Consider the following 15,369-nt stretch of genomic DNA (forward strand, 5'->3'; position numbering starts at 1 on the left):
TTGATGTATTGGTTAAGACTTTGTGCATAAAATGCTAGCCAATATAAATCAATAACTTGAAAATTGAGCGGCTTCGATAAAACTCACACCTTGTACAACTTATAAGGGCCTTTTGTGGTTTTCGTAACGCTTTTCACTGGCGTTCAAATGCCCCTGCTTGACGCTTTTTTCTGTTATTGCGTGCATCGCGTCATGAAAATTTATGGGATATCCCTAACGTCAACTCAGCCGAAGGACGCAAGCTATTGTGACCTTGCTTTTCATTGCGCGAGGTAGTTATTTGAAATGCATGTTATTTTTATCGGTACTAAATTAATGACACTGAACGTAGCAAATGATTGCTGTACACCGGTCCCGGCATCGTTTACTTTTGCCCACGCGTTCCCCTCTTTTAAACTTCAGGTATTTTAATGCGACAGGACGGTTCACCACCGGAGAAAAATAGCGGGCTCGTGGGCTACTTTAGCCGGGTCTCTCACCCCTCGCAGGTTGCGATGTTGGGCAGAATCACGGTTGAAATTTTGCGTCAGGATAGGCGGCTTACACGTACGGCGGTATGTCTAAAATTGATTGGCCGTCTTGATGCGTCAGATAATCATGAAGAACAGCATCATCTACGCGAGCTGCTTGGAATGCTTTTCATGCGATAATTAGCGCCAGCGTTTTAACTGTATAAGATAGACATCTTGTCCACGGATCGTTTACCGGAACCTCTCCCCCGCCCCCGATAACCAACCTCGTTTTGCCTTCGCTTGATTGCACAGATGAAGCAGCGCGCGTTTAAATGTTACAGAGTGAGGGATGCCATACGTGATGGCATTTACCTACTTTGCTAAAGCATTGTGGAGAGGCGTCATCCCTGACCTGTTTCTCCAGCCGGTGCACGCACGCGCGCAACCGTTGAGGTCATCTACGTCGTCGTAATCCGGCCAGAGCCGGCTACGTGTACAGGCGTCAGTTCTTTTCGTCGTTCAGGCCTGCAAGTGTCTTAAGATAAGGCACATGCAGTACAGCCACATCCGGTTGATCAAAACTTCTCAGCCAGCTTCTGGCTTCAGAAATTTCAGACAATCGCGCCGGGCTGCCACCCGCTTTTGCCATATAGCCGAGTTCATCAATAAGTGATTGAACACTTATCTCTCTTTCGCTAAGCGCAAGGCTAAGCGCTGCTTCGCCAATAATCACGTGGCCTTTCTCGTCGTGTTGAATAGACAAATGAAACCTCCTTTACACGTAAATGACAATCTCACGTCATACTGTAGTCATAACCGCAGTTCTTGCAGCGTTAATATTCTTAAAGCGACCGCAATGTGCGCGATTTTTAGCTAACGCCTGAAATTTATTCAGTATTTAACTTGTCTATTAACGAACGATCATTTCACTTTTGTCGCATTCTGGCGTAGACCCTGCAGCGTACCCGTCATTATTACCCAGATATACAGAACGCCCGGTAAAAAAGAGAGAGTGAACACATTCCATAAATTCATGTTATATCAATCAATTAGAAAGCGAATATACGCCCTAAAGCCCCGCCCGTAATCGAGACCTAGCTTAATTTCGTTGCATGCTATCCGCGCGAGTCATTATCACGCAGTAAAACCACATTTGACGATTGTCCATTTAACACCTTGACTCAGGTTAAGTGCATTAAATGAAGGAAGCCGAAAATGACTGAGCTACTGCATATCATTTCCGTAGGCGCGATTGTAGCGGGCATTTACCTGATGGAGTAATGAAAGGCGTTACGGCACAAAACCCTTGTGGTCATGAAGGGCATACGGTTTTCACCGTTACGCAGAAACGACACCGCAGGCGCTGAAAACGTCTGCGGTAATGCTGTCAGGCAGCCGCCTGTAGCAGTGTTTGATTTGGACCGCACAGCAAAGCAGGAATACCGTCTTTGAGTTTATGACGATAATTCCACTGCATTAGCTGAGAGATCCCTGCACCGCACCACATTAAGTGATGCGCGTGGCGGTAAGAGGCTGTTGCCGGCACGCCTTTGGCTTCCGAGGCAACCTCGACGCGAAAGCCTTGCCCAACAAGGCGGATAGACTCCATCCAGATCTCCGTCGCGTCATTTACGCTAACGGCCTCAAGGAAAAGCGGTATCGATTTACGTCTGAATGCAGCTGACATGGTGCGTTGCGCATGATGCATTACCGCCGCATGGAAGCGCGTCTGTCGCTCATTAGCCCCTTCACTGACATCTGAACGCAGCCAGAGGTTGAGAGGACGCAGATAATCGTTCACAAACGCTTCGCTGCTGTAATCGTTGCCGACTTGCTGCAAGCGTTTTTGCAGTAAGTTATCTGAAGCGATGCGCAATTGCTGCGTCAGCTCTTCCTGGCGGCACGCCCAGCCGCTGCGTGAAATGTAGGCGGCCGAATAGAGACGCTGATGCACTTCTGATAGTGTATCGCCCGAATCGGTCATCTCCAGCACGGAAAAAATGCGCGTCAGCTGGCCGCTACTGTAGCCTTTGTCGCTTGAGGGTGCGGAAATCAGCCCCGCACGGCGCCAATTTTTAAGGATGGCAGGCAGTAGGCCGGTAATTCCGCATACTGTGTCGGTAGAATAGTGTGGCATAAAAGCCCCCTTATGGGGTGGGTGCACGCCAGCAAAATTGCTAGCGAGACCCCTTATTTTGCGCTTTTATTGAGCATTTTGATACTCATTAAGGCGGCTTTACATAAGCATACATCCTAAGGTTGCGCGTTATGGATAAGCCAAATGAGACACCCTGCGCCTCGCACAACTTCACGGCGTACGCCTGCGCCACATACAAAGAAAAGCGGCCTTAATTAGCCTCTATTCCCCTCATAAAGCCTCCTTAGCACACGGTATGATCCCCACAATGAATGTTGCCTCGTCCGGGTTGTTTATCTGGCTCATACGCAGGAACGTCATGCCCTTGTATAGATACAATGTGTAAATTCACGCGCAGGTACACCCGTCCTGCTGATACGCATGAATTTAATATGACAACTCATTAGATGCCATTAACGTATAACAGGCGGAGTCAAACCTATGTCTTTTTCACAGGCGGTCAGCGGATTAAACGCCGCGTCAAGCAACCTTGATGTGATTGGAAACAATATCGCTAACTCCGCAACCGCGGGCTTTAAAGCGAGCACAGCAGCTTTCGCAGACGTATTTGCCGGTTCCGGCGTGGGTCTGGGCACCAAAGTCGCCGCCATCATTCAGAACTTCGGCGACGGTACCACTACCACCACCAGCCGCGGATTGGACGTCGCGATCAGCAACTCGGGCTTTTTCCGCATGCAGGATAACGCGGGTAATACTTACTACAGCCGTAACGGTCAATTTACCCTGACTGCCGATCGCGAAATTGTAAACACCGAAGGCATGAAGCTGACGGGTTATGCCGCTGCCGGTACACCGCCGACCATTCAGACCGGTACCAACCCCGTTGCGTTAACCGTGCCAGATACCGCGATGTCAGCGAACGCCACCACAAAAGGTGCACTGACCACTACGCTCAACTCAAGCTATACCGCGATCCCGGCGACCACCACATTTGATCCTACTGACGCGTCGACCTACAGCGACAAGTCATCCATGTCGGTGTTCGATTCGCTCGGTAATCAGCACACGCTGGATCTGTACTTCACTAAAACCGCTGACAACACCTGGACAGTGCGTCCCATTGACAGCACCACCGGTACAGCCAGCACGCCAACCAGCATCAGCTTTACCACCAACGGTACGCTGATCGGCACCGGTGATATTTCTGTCGACATCGGTTCACTGAACGGCTCCACCGCGGGTCAGAATATGACGCTGAGCCTGGCAGGTTCTAAACAGCAGAACACCGGTGCGAAAAGTACCTTTGGTAACCCCACGCAGGATGGCTACGCGCCAGGCGAGTTGACCTCCTACGTGATTAACGACGACGGCACCATTACCGGAAGCTACTCCAACCAGAAAACCCAGCTGCTTGGTCAGATCGTTCTTACCAACTTCTCTAACCCGGAAGGGCTGAAGTCCATGGGTAACAACGTTTGGTCAGCGACGGCCGCGTCTGGCCAGCCGCTGGTGGGTCTTGCCGGCACCGGTAACCTCGGTACCTTGACCTCAGGTGCGCTGGAAGCCTCAAACGTTGATCAGAGTAAAGAGCTGGTCAATATGATCGTGGCCCAGCGTAACTATCAGGCCAATGCGCAGACCATTAAAACTCAGGATCAGATCCTCAACACCTTGGTTAACCTGCGTTAATGTCTTACTGAACGGCTGGCGGCATCTCTGCGCCGCCAGCGTTTATTCAGCATCCAATCCCTTAGGGCTGCAGTAATACCTCACCCGCTTGCACACCACTGACTTCCGTTCCAGCCGCAGTTGCATGGCCCTCCTGTACATACACTCGCTTCGCTTCGTCTGCTGCACTGCGCCGGTAGATGACATAGCGTCTGCCGTTATCGTCGATCGCGATCGCCTGAGGCGGAACGGTAATGCCGTTGGGGTTGTGATACGTGATGACATCAAGGGTTGCGCTCATGCCGAGGCGCAATGCGCTCAGCTCGGCGGGCGCGGCGGTCATTGAGGCAACGACATCATATTCGGCGGGGCCGCCCATCTCGCCGCCGTTGGCGTTTTCAACACTGATATGCGTCAGGCGACCAGAAAATGTCTTCGCGCTGATGCCCTCAATGGCGAGGGCAACGGGCATGCCTTCTTTTAAGAAACGCGTATCGCTTTCCTGTACCCGGGCAACAATATTGATCTCCTCAAGTCCGGCCAAATTGAAAACCGGACTCCCCTGTGTAAGCAGTTGACCCACCACCGGCAGCGCCGCTTTATTGCCGCCGGGTAATGTCGCTTGCAGCACTAAGCCGCCAAAAGGCGCTTTCACCACCGCGTGTTTTGCCTGTTCAATTAGCAGGCCATATTGCGCTTGCGCGTTGGTCAACGCCATCTTGGCGATTTGCTGGTTATCGCGATCTGCACCCGCTTCCGCCAGCGTGAGCTCGTCTCGGGCGTTTTGCTGCTCCTCGGTTTGCGTTTCTACCTGCAAGCGAATGGCGTCTAATTCGTTCCGGGAGACGATCCCCCGCTGGTAAAGTGCCTGCGTTTCCGCGAGGCTGGTTTGACTATTTTTTAACTGGACACTGGCCATTCTAACCTGGCGCCGCAGGCGAGAAATTTCCGGGGTGCTTCTCCACTGTTCAAAGCGGCTCACCTCGCGCTGGGCTTTCAGCACGTCGGACAAGGCGTTTCTGATACGCATATCCAGTTGCGCGGTATCCAGCGTAAATATGATCTCTCCCGCGTTAACCTTGCTACCCGCCACCGCAGCGATTGTGCTCACCGTTCCTTCAAAGGGAGCCGTAAGCGTGACGGTCTTTGCCGCTGCAATGCGGCCAGCCAGACCCAGCGTAGTTTTGACATCCGCGACGTTTACCGCTTGCCAGATTGCCTGCGGCCTCTCGCTATTCGTCCGATCGGGGCGAAGACGCCACCAGCCTGACATGCCAACCGCAATCACCACCAAGACAAACGCGCCCAGCAGCGCGCGTTTTCTGTTAATTAACATCGCTTGCACCTTCATTGAGCGTGATACCCCAGCTCTGCAGCGTGGTTCCCATGACCTCATCAAGCGCGGTAATTGCGGTTTGATAGCGTATTGACGCCGTCAACCGCGCATTCTCCGCATTACGCAGATCCGTCTCGAACGAGAGCACCTGAAAATTTGACGATCGCCCCACTGCCAGCTTTTGTCGTTCAATGTCCACTTTTTGTCGGGTGAGATCATAGGCCCTTACCGCGATACCATACTGTTTCCAGCGCGTATTCACCTCGTTGACGGCGGCGTAAATATCGCGCGTAAGCTGCTGCTCGCTCTCTTCTGAAGCAAGGCGCTGCACTTTCTGATTGACCTCCGCATTCAGTGTGGCCTGACGCGGCGCCATATCGCCCACCGGGATTTCAACCTGAACGCCGATATAATTATCCCGCCCCACATTTCTGTCCGTGCCGGCTGAACGGGAGTGCGTGTCTCTGGCGCTTGCCACCAGCGAGATATCCCAAAGCTGACCATTTCTGGCCAGCAAAACATTTAGATCGTCTTTTTTATTGTTGATGAGCTGGCTCAAATAGGCGGGTTGCGTCTGTTTGGCCAGCTTCAGCGCGTCAGCAACATTGATGCGGACAAATTGTGGGCGCGCGGGACGAGAGACTACAAGTGGGGTACGCAAATCCAAGGCCAGCAGCTGCAGCAGCGCGAGGCGCGTGCTGTCACGCTCATTGCGCGCTTGCTCCACTGCCAGCTCTTGGTTCGCCACATCGGCCTCAGTCTGCACACTGTCTACCTGCGCCATTCGACCGGCCTCAATCAACGCGGTGTTCACCTCCAGCAACGCTTTAGCCCGCGTCAGCGAAACCTCTATGATGTTGAGTTCCTCCGAAGCACGCTGAACGTTGCGGTAGGCTGCAGCGATGTCGGTAACGGTATGTGCCAACGTGGCTTTGAGCATCAGCTTATTTTGCGCCTCGGTAAGCCTCGCCAGCTCGCGCGGCGCGGTCGTGACGTCTTTACCCGCCCCGCGTAGCAAAGGCTGAATGAGGGTGAAGCTGGCGCCGTCATTGTTGTACATTTCCTGGCTGCCGTTACGGATATTTTGGTGTGCCCAGCCCAAGCTCAAGCGCGTGCCGTAAGGCGTGAGCAGCGTCGTTTCGGGGCCCAGGTTTCTCTCTGTATAAGGTGAATCCTGGTTTTTACCGTAAAGATAATTGCCCGAAATCGTCAGTTTTGGCGTGAAGCTGTCCTCCGCCACGCGAAGATCGAATTTTTGCGCCACGCGCTGGAGATAGGCGCTTTTCACGCTGCGGTTATTTCGCAAGCCCAGCGCAATAGCATCGCTCAACGTCAGCGTAATGCTTTGCTCGCTTGCGCGGTGCGTCATACCCGCATTGTCCGGTAGCTGTGCGAAAACGGAGCAGGTAAAAAGCAGCAGCAGTAATATGCGCAAGCGGCGTGGATTAGGCATCATTGAGCGCCCTGACCGGTTCAATTTTAGCCGCCGCCAGCGCCGGATAAAGGCCAAAAAACAGCCCGGTAATGAGCGAGCTTGCCGCGCCAAGCACCAGAGATGCAAATGACAGCGAAAAGGTCGACCAGGCAGACAAGCGATAGAATACGCCGGCACCCGCAATGCCAATTAAACAGCCCGCCAGCGCGCCCAGGGCACTTAACACCAGCGCCTCCAGCAAAAACTGCACCGCGATGTCACGCGTTCGCGCGCCGAGCGCCAGGCGAATGCCGATCTCTTTTTTGCGCTCAGCAACATTCATCATCATCACATTCATTACGCCGATCCCGCCGCCCAGAAGGGATATCCCAGCCATTGACAGCAGCAGCCAGCCAAACAACTGCGACTGGCGATCCATGCCGTTCAGCAGCAGCGCCGGCACCTGTACGTTGACATTCAGAGCGGGCTGAAGCGCCAGGAGTGTCGTTTTCAATTGGTCAGCCATGGCGTCGGAGGTATCGCGCGAATATTGCACGATGACCGTGGAGAGATAAGGCATGGGCATCACACGTTTCATACTGTTGGCTGACAAAAAAATGGCGCTGTCGGGATCGAAAGGAAACAGCGGATTGCTGTCACGGTGAGCCAGAATGCCAACCACTTCATACACGTAATGTCCGATATGAAAGCGGTCGCCAAGAGATTTCCCTTGCGCCATGCCGTTACCCAAGACGATATAGGTGCTGTCAGCGTCGGCGGCCCCTAAAAAGCGGCCCTGTTGCAGTGATAATCCCATGATACGCATGAGATCCCCTTTTGCGCCGATCAGTAGGGTTGGGATCATGCCCCCGCGATTCGCCACGTCATGCGCGGTGATCGTCGTGGCGGCAACCTGTTTTGCCTCAGGCACTGCCGCGCGCAGCGCCTCAGGATCAAACGAGCCCGGTAGGATTCCAGTGGGCCGCTGTCCCGGTGCAGGCTGGAGATTGGCGATAAGCACGTTGCTGCCCATGCCTTTAAACACATTCGCAGATTCGAGCTGCGCCATATTGCCGACGTTGATCAACGCCACCACGGCGGCGCTTCCTGCCGCGATGCCCGCAAACGCCAGCACGGCACGCCGACCAAGGTGCCGAATACTTTCCAGCGCGGAGAGCAGAATCTGCGTAAAAGACGGTCCGTACTTAATACTGGTTCTCCCTGATTCTCGCGCTGCGCAACGCAAAAACCTGACAAGTGTTCATTCCTGAATGCCGCCATTGGTGACATAAAACTGCCTGTTCATTCGGCTTGCCAGCACCTTATCGTGCGTCACGATAACCAGCGTGGTGCGATGGGTTCGATTTTTTTCCAATAGCACCTCCACAATTTTGTTGCCGGTTTCATCGTCAAGGTTTCCGGTAGGTTCATCCGCCAGCAGCAAAGAGGGATTGCCGCAGAGCGCGCGAGCAATGGCCACGCGCTGACATTGGCCGCCGGAAAGTTCGCTGGGACGATGGTGCACCCGCTCAGCCAGACCCACTTGATCCAGCCAGTCCGCCGCTTTTAGCAAGGCCGCACGTTTCTTTTCGCCACGGTACAGCAGAGGCAGCGCCACGTTCTCCAGCGTAGTTAGGCGAGGAAGCAGATTAAAAGCTTGAAAAATAAAACCAATGTGTTCGTTTCTTAGCTGTGCGCGCACGTTAGCAGAGGCGTGAGACGTCTCCTGCCCGGCAATAAAAAGGTTTCCCGCCCGCGGCCTTTCCAGTAATCCGATCAGGTGCATCAGGGTGCTTTTTCCTGCGCCGGAAGGGCCGGTAATGGCGCACGTTTCACCGCGCGCAATGCACAGTGAGATATTCGTGAGAATGTTGATCGGCGCATCCGCTGAGCCGTAGTGATAGCAGACGTTTTCGAGGCGCAGCGCCTCATTGTCGCATCGGATGACGCTCATACGTAAAACGCGTCCTTGAGTGCCGCGTGTTGATGAGTCCGCGTAAACAGGTGCATTGGGGCGAGGATAACCAGCATAAATGATCGAGTGAGTCTTACACATCAGCAAAGTATCCCTCTGGGGATACCTTGCTGGTAATGATCGCGCTTAAATCAATGCGGAACGTCGTAGTTCACGGTGACCTGGGTGGTGCCGGAACCGAAAATACTGCCGGTCGCTTTGTTGGAGCGAACGCTGTAGTAAAGGAAGAATGGCGTGTTCGCTGAACGGCCTTTAAACGCTGTGGTCGTGCCCGACTTCGCGGCTGAAATATCCACACAGTTAATGGTGGATCCCTGGCAGAGTTGTACCACCAGCGTGCCGCGGTTACCCACGTCAACCTGCCCCAGCGCGTAATCATAATAAATGATGGATACCGTGGCATTCGTCACGGGAATCGCACCGGCCCTAATCGGGAAATCGAAGGTGTACCAGTTGTTCGCAGCGGTGACCATCATCGATTTGTTAGGGGAGCTTTGGTATGCACCACCATCAATCGCCTGAGCGCCCATTGAAGCCAGTCCCAGAGCAAACGCAGCGCCCATCGCCAGGCGAGAAATCATTTTCATAGCTTTTCCTTAAGTTTTTGTCAAATTACCGCAAGCGATGCATTAATAATGTTTATTTTTATAAATAGCAAACAAAACTTTTTACATTTTCAAACCACTGATAGTTCGTAATCCTTACCAAACCCTGTTTCTAAGGCATAGCAACATTATTAATTTTCATTGAATAAAATAATCATGAATGTTTAACGGCCAAACTCATTTTAAGGAAGTCGTGCAGCGGGCGCGCCACTACGCCAATGGCAGTCGGATTATGCGGGTCAGCGAGACTCTCCCTGCCGTGCACTTAACGCCGCAGGCGATCGGCGTGCACGTAGCCATCCCCATGGAGGTTACCTTCACGCGCTTGCCTCTCTACGAACACTCGCGCAGCGTATCCTTGCGGCACGGCTTGGGAAGGTGCGTGATGACCCAACATGACTCGCAGTCTCAACGCCTGCCTGCGCGAGGACGTCAGTGGGTGACTGTCTGAGGGCGAGATCCTCTTGTAGGAGGCGCAGCACTGGCTGGACGTCGCCTGCAATGCCTTCGCTCACTATGTGATACGCGTTTTAAGAGCATTCTCAGTAATCGTTTTCATTAGAAATTACCGACCGAAAAACAAGCGGTTAAAAATATTACTGTCGTTAATGTTATGTTTTATAAGCTAAAAAACTGATAAACACAGCGGCAAAGCGGTCGCTGTGCTTTATATTTAACTGGCTCTGTGACGAAATCCAACGAAGCACAGAGAAGAGTCACTCCTGTTGCCCCCGTATGGGGGCTCTTTTTTTGCCGCTCCCTCGGCGGTGCCGCCGTTTTATGCTCACGCTTGCCGGGCAGACAAGGTTTCTATCGCTTCGGTTACCCGCTGAATGACCCGCAGAGCCGCACGCGACAACTGCCGAGAAGGTGCGGTACACAACGCCAGCGTCAACGGGCGCATGACGCTGTGCTTGAGCGGAACAAAACAGAGCTGATGGGTTTGCACTTCGGTCAGCACATCAAGCAAGCTCAACACGCACACGCCAGTGCCTTGGGCAATCAAACTGCGAATTAAACGGATATCATTACAGGCTATGATGTTGTCCGGCGCCATCCCCTGCTTGCGGTAAAGCGCCGCCACGCGTTCGTGCACCACCAGCGCTTCTCCCGGTAAAATATGGCGCTCGTGGCTGAGATCGCTCAGCGACAGCGCGGCGTGTCCGCTCAGCGGATGTGCGGCGGGCATCACAATGCCCATCTCCAGTTCGGCAAACGCCAGCACGTCCAGTCCTGCCTGCCCGGCCGGGTCAAGAATCAGACCGAAATCAATCTCTGCATGACGAATCATCTGACTGATCGCGTGACTGCTGTCCACGGTCAATTCAAGTCGCAGCCACGGGTACTCGCGCGCCATCTGCCCAATGGCATCCGCGACGCCGCCGCGCGTCAACGACTGGACTAATCCCATACTGACATTGCCACGTTTTAACCCCTGAATGTCATCAAAACGCTGTCGCGTAAGACGAAATTCGCGCTGCCAGCGCATCACGTCGTCGTAGAGCAATTCGCCCGCCGTGGTCATGCGCAGCCCCTCGGGAAGGCGTTCAAACAGCGGCGTTCCGAAATGGGCTTCCGCCTGAAGAATTTGCCGGTTAATGGCGGATGCCGAGACGTGCAGCTTCTCCGCCGCCCTTCGCAAGCTGCCGCTGCGCGCCACTTCGGTGAAATACAGGGAAAAGCGGGAAAAAGGACTCATGGCCACCTGTTCTGTTTTTTGCAACACATTGCTGAATTATTGATGATGGATTTGTACACTGCTTAGTATTCACAATGTCCTGACAGAAATGAAGCCTTTTGCCACTTGTTACAGGACATCGCCATGAGCAGCATTACGCCTCCCGCACATTGCACATTTGAACCCGACGATTGGTTACGCCTGGCACAGCAGTGGCACCCCGTGGCACGGGCCTGCGATATCACTGGCGCGCCAGAAAAAGCCACGCTGCTGGATGAACAACTGGTGGTATACCGCATCAACGGTCAGGTCGTGGTCGCTCGGGATGTCTGCCCGCATCGCGGCGTGCCTTTAACGCTGGGTTTTCATGACGAGCACGGCATCGTCTGCCCTTATCACGGTCTGCGGTTTGGCGAGCAGGGGCGCTGCAATCGCATTCCCTCCAGTCCCGGTCAGGCCGTGCCCGCTAAGCTTCATCTCACCACCTATCAGGTTGAAGAACGCTACGGGCTCATCTGGGTCTGTTTGGCACCCGATGCAGATAATCCGGCACCGCTGCCGTCAATGCCGCACTGGGACGATGACGGCTTTCAGCAGATCAATTGCCCCGGTTTTGAAGTGAATGGCTTTGCCGGTCGTCAGGTAGAGGGTTTCCTTGACGTCGCGCACTTTGCCTGGGTGCACACCGAGACCTTTGCCGATGCCACCAATCAAGTGGTGCCCGAGTACGCGCCAATGGAAACCGACACCGGTTTTGTGGTGGATTACTGGAGCAGCGTAAGTAATTTTGCCGCCAACAGCCCGCAGCAGGCACCGGAGGGCTTCGAATGGCTGCGCCATTTTGAGATGCATTTACCCTTTACCGCTACCTTGACTATCCATTTTCCTGGCGAGTCGCGCCTGGTCATCATGAATGCCGCTTCGCCGGTATCTGCGCGTAAAACGCGTATGTTTGCGCCGATTGCGCGTAACTTTGATCTGCACGTACCGGTTGAGGATGTTCATGCCTTTAACCTGCGGGTCTTCGAGGAAGATCGCTTGATGGTTGAAACGCAAAAACCAGAGCGGCTGCCGCTGGATTTAAGCATGGAGGCACATATCCCCGCCGATCGCAGCTCGATTGCCTACCGACGCGGCCTGAAGCGTATGGGCTTTGGCGATTTCTTTTTGGTATGAGGAGGCCATGATGAGCACAGAATTTGACGTGGTGGTAGACGGTATCTTCCGCCAGGGCCGCCACAATCTCAGCGTCAGGCTGGTGGCGGAAAATTTCGCCCCCCTCCCCGTCTGGCAGCCTGGGGCTCACATTGATGTGCATTTACGCGCCGGGTTGGTGCGCCAATATTCACTCACGGGGTCCAACCGCGACCAGCAGGCTTACCACATTTGCATCGCACGCGACGCGCAATCGCGCGGCGGTTCCCGTTATGTGCATGACACGCTACGGCCCGGTCAGCGTCTCAAAATCTCACCGCCACGCAATCTTTTCCCTTTGGTGTCCGCAGAAAGCGTGACATTACTGGCAGCCGGTATTGGCATTACGCCCCTGTATGCCATGGCCGACGCGTTGGATGCCGCTGGCACCCCTTTTGTGTTGCATTACTTCGTCAAGCAGCGTGGCGATGAAGCGTTCCTGCCCGAACTGTCACGCTATATGGCGCAAGGTCAGTGCAAAATTTGGTACAGCAGCGAGGGCAACAGTCCCCGCAGCGCCTTGCCTGCGGCGGTGCTGTCGCACGAACCAGACAGACATCTCTATGTGTGCGGACCGGCAGGCTTTATGCAACAGGTAACACAGCAGGCGCTGACGTATAACTGGCCGGCTGAGGCGATCCATACCGAGGCCTTCAAGCCAGTGCAAGCGGCGCCGATTCTGGGCGAGGAGGGCGCTTTTACCGTCACGCTGGCGCGTTCTGGGCGGCAGTGCACGGTACCCGCAGGGCAGACCATTGCGCGCGTGTTACAGGATAATGGCATCGCCGTGACTTTATCCTGCGAAATGGGCATGTGTGGGGCTTGTTTAACGCGCGTCACCGCCGGCGAGATCGATCACCGCGATACGGTTCAATCTGCGGCAGAAAAAAGCGGTGCCGAGCAGCACATTGCACTGTGCTGCTCGCGCAGTAAAACGCCCGAGTTGGTGCTGGATCTCTAAATCGCGGCGGGTTCAGGCGCCAACTTAAATACGCTTACGCTTTTAAGCATCTGGTTTGCCTGTTCGTTCAACATCGACGAGGCCGCCAGAGATTGCTCAACCAGCGACGCATTCTGCTGCGTCGTGAGGTCAATTTGACTGATGGCGATGTTGATCTGGCTAATGCCATCCGCCTGTTCACTGCTGGCCTGATTAATCTGGGCCAGCACCTCTTTCATATTAGCGACGTTGAGCATCATGTCCGACATCAGTTTGTTGGCCTCCGTGACGGAGTCGCGCCCATCAACGATGCGCGTCGAGGACTCTTCAATTAGCGATCGAATCTCACGCGACGACGTGGCCGTTTTTTGCGCCAGTCCACGTACCTCTTGCGCCACGACGGCAAAACCGCGGCCATGCTCGCCAGCGCGGGCGGCCTCAACGGCGGCGTTCAGGGCCAGAATATTTGTTTGGAACGCAATGGAATCAATCAGGTTAATGATGTCTGACATCCGGCTCGCAGAGTCGTGGATTTCTGCCATTTTGCCGGAGACGTGATTCATCATCATGACATTTTGATCAACGGCCGTTTCCGCTTTAGTGGATAAATCCGCGGCAAAATGGGTATTGTTGCGCGTGTTGCTGATGGTCGCCGTGAACTCTTCGACCGACGCTGCGGTTTGTTCCACGGAACTGGCTTGCTCCTCGGTGCGCGCGGCCAAATCTTGCGTTCCAGACATGATCTCGCTGGCGCCGCCTGAAATTTGCTCTGCGCTTTGGCGAATCTGACTGACGATCAGCGACATTTTTTGCTGCATGTGCTGAATAGCATTAATCAACAGCCCCATTTCATCGCGGCGTTTTTCATGAAACGCGCTGCTCAAGTCCCCGTCTGCAACGCGTGAAAGAAACGCGATAACGTTTTTCAACGGCACCGTAATTGAGCGAATGATCAGCCATGCCAGCGCGGTGGAGAGCATCACGGCGGCAATAAATATCACCACCATGAAAATTTTGGTGGCGTTATACGAGCGCACAAACTCGCCGTAGGACTGCTGCATTTGCTTTTCTTGCAGCGCAATAAATCCCTCGACCGCTTGGGTATAGTCGCCCTGCACTTTCGCCAATTGGTTGAAATAAAACGCTAACGCCTGCGCATTGTTGCCGTTCAGCAACTGCAAAAACTGATCGCGATGAGTAAGATAAGCATCACGTTTGCCGTTGATCACGTTGAGGGAATCTTTTGACTCTTGGTCATCCGAAATCCCCTCAATTTGTTTATAAAGTGCGGAAATTTGCTGCGAAGCATGGGTGAGCGAATCGGTAATCGCGCGCCGCTGTTCGACATTAATCGGGCTCAGCAACAGGGCTTGCTGATGAATGGAAACATTGATTTCATCAATGAGCTGGTTGCTCAGTGATATAGAGGGATAATCATCCTGCATAATCCCATTGACGCCTTTGTCAGCAAGCTTAAGCGAATTTAACCCTAACGCAGCAACAAAAAGCAGCATGGCAATGTTCGCCAGCGATGAGACAACTAACTTCGTACGCAACGTAACATTGCGTGAAAATGCTTGAATCATGTTCATCCAGAGGCCTCGATAACAAGGTGAAATGTGGCTTAAGAAAGGAAAAGCGAATGCAACTTGCCGCTACGTGGTCCTTGTTTCAGCAATACAGTTGTTATCGTCTGTCGCTGGGCTTATCTGAGCGTCTTTACGTAACTATAACTAATTCCTATTGCTATTATCGTTCCTATCAATTGAAAGCTGGCAGGGATCGACGCAAAGCACACTGATGTGCCGCACAGTGCATCATCAACAATCACAAGGTTCATTAGCGAGACTGTAGGGGGCGGCGTGCATCCCGCCACAACGGGCTGACCTTCTCGTCCCGCTCATCAATAATACCTGTCATGCATTATTTAAAAGAGAAATTAATAGGCGAAGTGCACTGGCTAACACCTTTCCTATTTAAGCGAAGCGGTAAAAATGAGGATTATTCCA

Annotated in this window: 13 protein-coding genes; 4 read left to right on the plus strand and 9 right to left on the minus strand. The window is 53.6% G+C overall.

Annotated elements, in window-relative coordinates; genetic code table 11:
* The first annotated feature begins 410 nt into the window (after positions 1–410).
* A complete protein-coding gene (gene ycgZ, locus LU196_RS13480; protein ID WP_255697868.1) occupies positions 411–650 on the plus strand; it encodes a regulatory protein YcgZ in 240 nt (79 codons plus the stop codon).
* 304 nt (positions 651–954) lie between these two features.
* On the opposite strand, the gene LU196_RS13485 is transcribed toward ycgZ, so the two are convergent.
* Together LU196_RS13485 and LU196_RS13490 are read right to left on the minus strand one after the other, a co-directional pair.
* Entirely contained in the window at positions 955–1,215 is a 261-nt protein-coding gene (locus tag LU196_RS13485; RefSeq protein WP_232760159.1) for a hypothetical protein, read from the minus strand.
* A gap of 624 nt (positions 1,216–1,839) precedes the next feature.
* Entirely contained in the window at positions 1,840–2,589 is a 750-nt protein-coding gene (locus LU196_RS13490) for a MerR family transcriptional regulator (RefSeq protein WP_232760160.1), read from the minus strand.
* Between the two features lie 441 nt (positions 2,590–3,030).
* Here LU196_RS13490 and flgE point away from each other — a divergent pair, with 441 nt between their 5' ends.
* Positions 3,031–4,239: a flagellar hook protein FlgE gene (flgE, locus tag LU196_RS13495; protein WP_232760161.1), complete on the plus strand. Its 1,209-nt coding sequence runs from the start codon at positions 3,031–3,033 to the stop codon at positions 4,237–4,239.
* Positions 4,240–4,300: 61 nt separating this feature from the next.
* Here flgE and LU196_RS13500 read toward each other — a convergent pair whose 3' ends face one another.
* The 6 genes from LU196_RS13500 to LU196_RS13525 all read right to left on the minus strand — a co-directional run bounded on the left by LU196_RS13500 (position 4,301) and on the right by LU196_RS13525 (position 11,247).
* A complete protein-coding gene (locus tag LU196_RS13500) occupies positions 4,301–5,554 on the minus strand; it encodes an HlyD family secretion protein (protein WP_232760162.1) in 1,254 nt (417 codons plus the stop codon).
* Positions 5,544–7,010 (minus strand): TolC family protein, encoded by a 1,467-nt coding sequence (locus LU196_RS13505; RefSeq protein WP_232760163.1) that lies wholly within the window; start codon positions 7,008–7,010, stop codon positions 5,544–5,546. The genes LU196_RS13500 and LU196_RS13505 overlap by 11 nt, the downstream gene beginning before the upstream one ends.
* The gene (locus tag LU196_RS13510) at positions 7,000–8,103 is read right to left on the minus strand and encodes an ABC transporter permease (RefSeq protein WP_232760164.1); all 1,104 of its coding nucleotides are present in this window, start codon (positions 8,101–8,103) and stop codon (positions 7,000–7,002) included. Before LU196_RS13510 ends, LU196_RS13505 begins: the two co-directional genes overlap by 11 nt.
* A 126-nt stretch (positions 8,104–8,229) precedes the next feature.
* Entirely contained in the window at positions 8,230–8,922 is a 693-nt protein-coding gene (locus LU196_RS13515; protein WP_232760165.1) for an ABC transporter ATP-binding protein, read from the minus strand.
* 152 nt (positions 8,923–9,074) lie between these two features.
* Positions 9,075–9,530 (minus strand): flagellar protein FlhE, encoded by a 456-nt coding sequence (locus LU196_RS13520; RefSeq protein ID WP_232760166.1) that lies wholly within the window; start codon positions 9,528–9,530, stop codon positions 9,075–9,077.
* An 802-nt stretch (positions 9,531–10,332) separates the two neighbouring features.
* A complete protein-coding gene (locus LU196_RS13525) occupies positions 10,333–11,247 on the minus strand; it encodes a LysR family transcriptional regulator (RefSeq protein WP_232760167.1) in 915 nt (304 codons plus the stop codon).
* 123 nt (positions 11,248–11,370) lie between these two features.
* On the opposite strand from LU196_RS13525, the gene hpxD reads away from it, so the two are divergent.
* Positions 11,371–12,402: a molybdenum cofactor-independent xanthine hydroxylase subunit HpxD gene (gene hpxD, locus LU196_RS13530; protein WP_232760168.1), complete on the plus strand. Its 1,032-nt coding sequence runs from the start codon at positions 11,371–11,373 to the stop codon at positions 12,400–12,402.
* 10 nt (positions 12,403–12,412) lie between these two features.
* Complete coding sequence (locus LU196_RS13535; protein WP_232760169.1) at positions 12,413–13,381, plus strand: PDR/VanB family oxidoreductase; 969 nt, start codon at positions 12,413–12,415, stop codon at positions 13,379–13,381.
* Here the strand turns inward: LU196_RS13535 and LU196_RS13540 are convergent.
* Positions 13,378–14,946, minus strand: coding sequence for a methyl-accepting chemotaxis protein (locus tag LU196_RS13540; RefSeq protein ID WP_232760170.1), 1,569 nt, complete (start codon positions 14,944–14,946; stop codon positions 13,378–13,380). The genes LU196_RS13535 and LU196_RS13540 overlap by 4 nt on opposite strands.
* Positions 14,947–15,369: the final 423 nt, after the last annotated feature.

The organism is Pantoea sp. Mb-10, from assembly GCF_021272205.1.
In the GTDB taxonomy this organism is placed as follows: domain Bacteria; phylum Pseudomonadota; class Gammaproteobacteria; order Enterobacterales; family Enterobacteriaceae; genus Pantoea.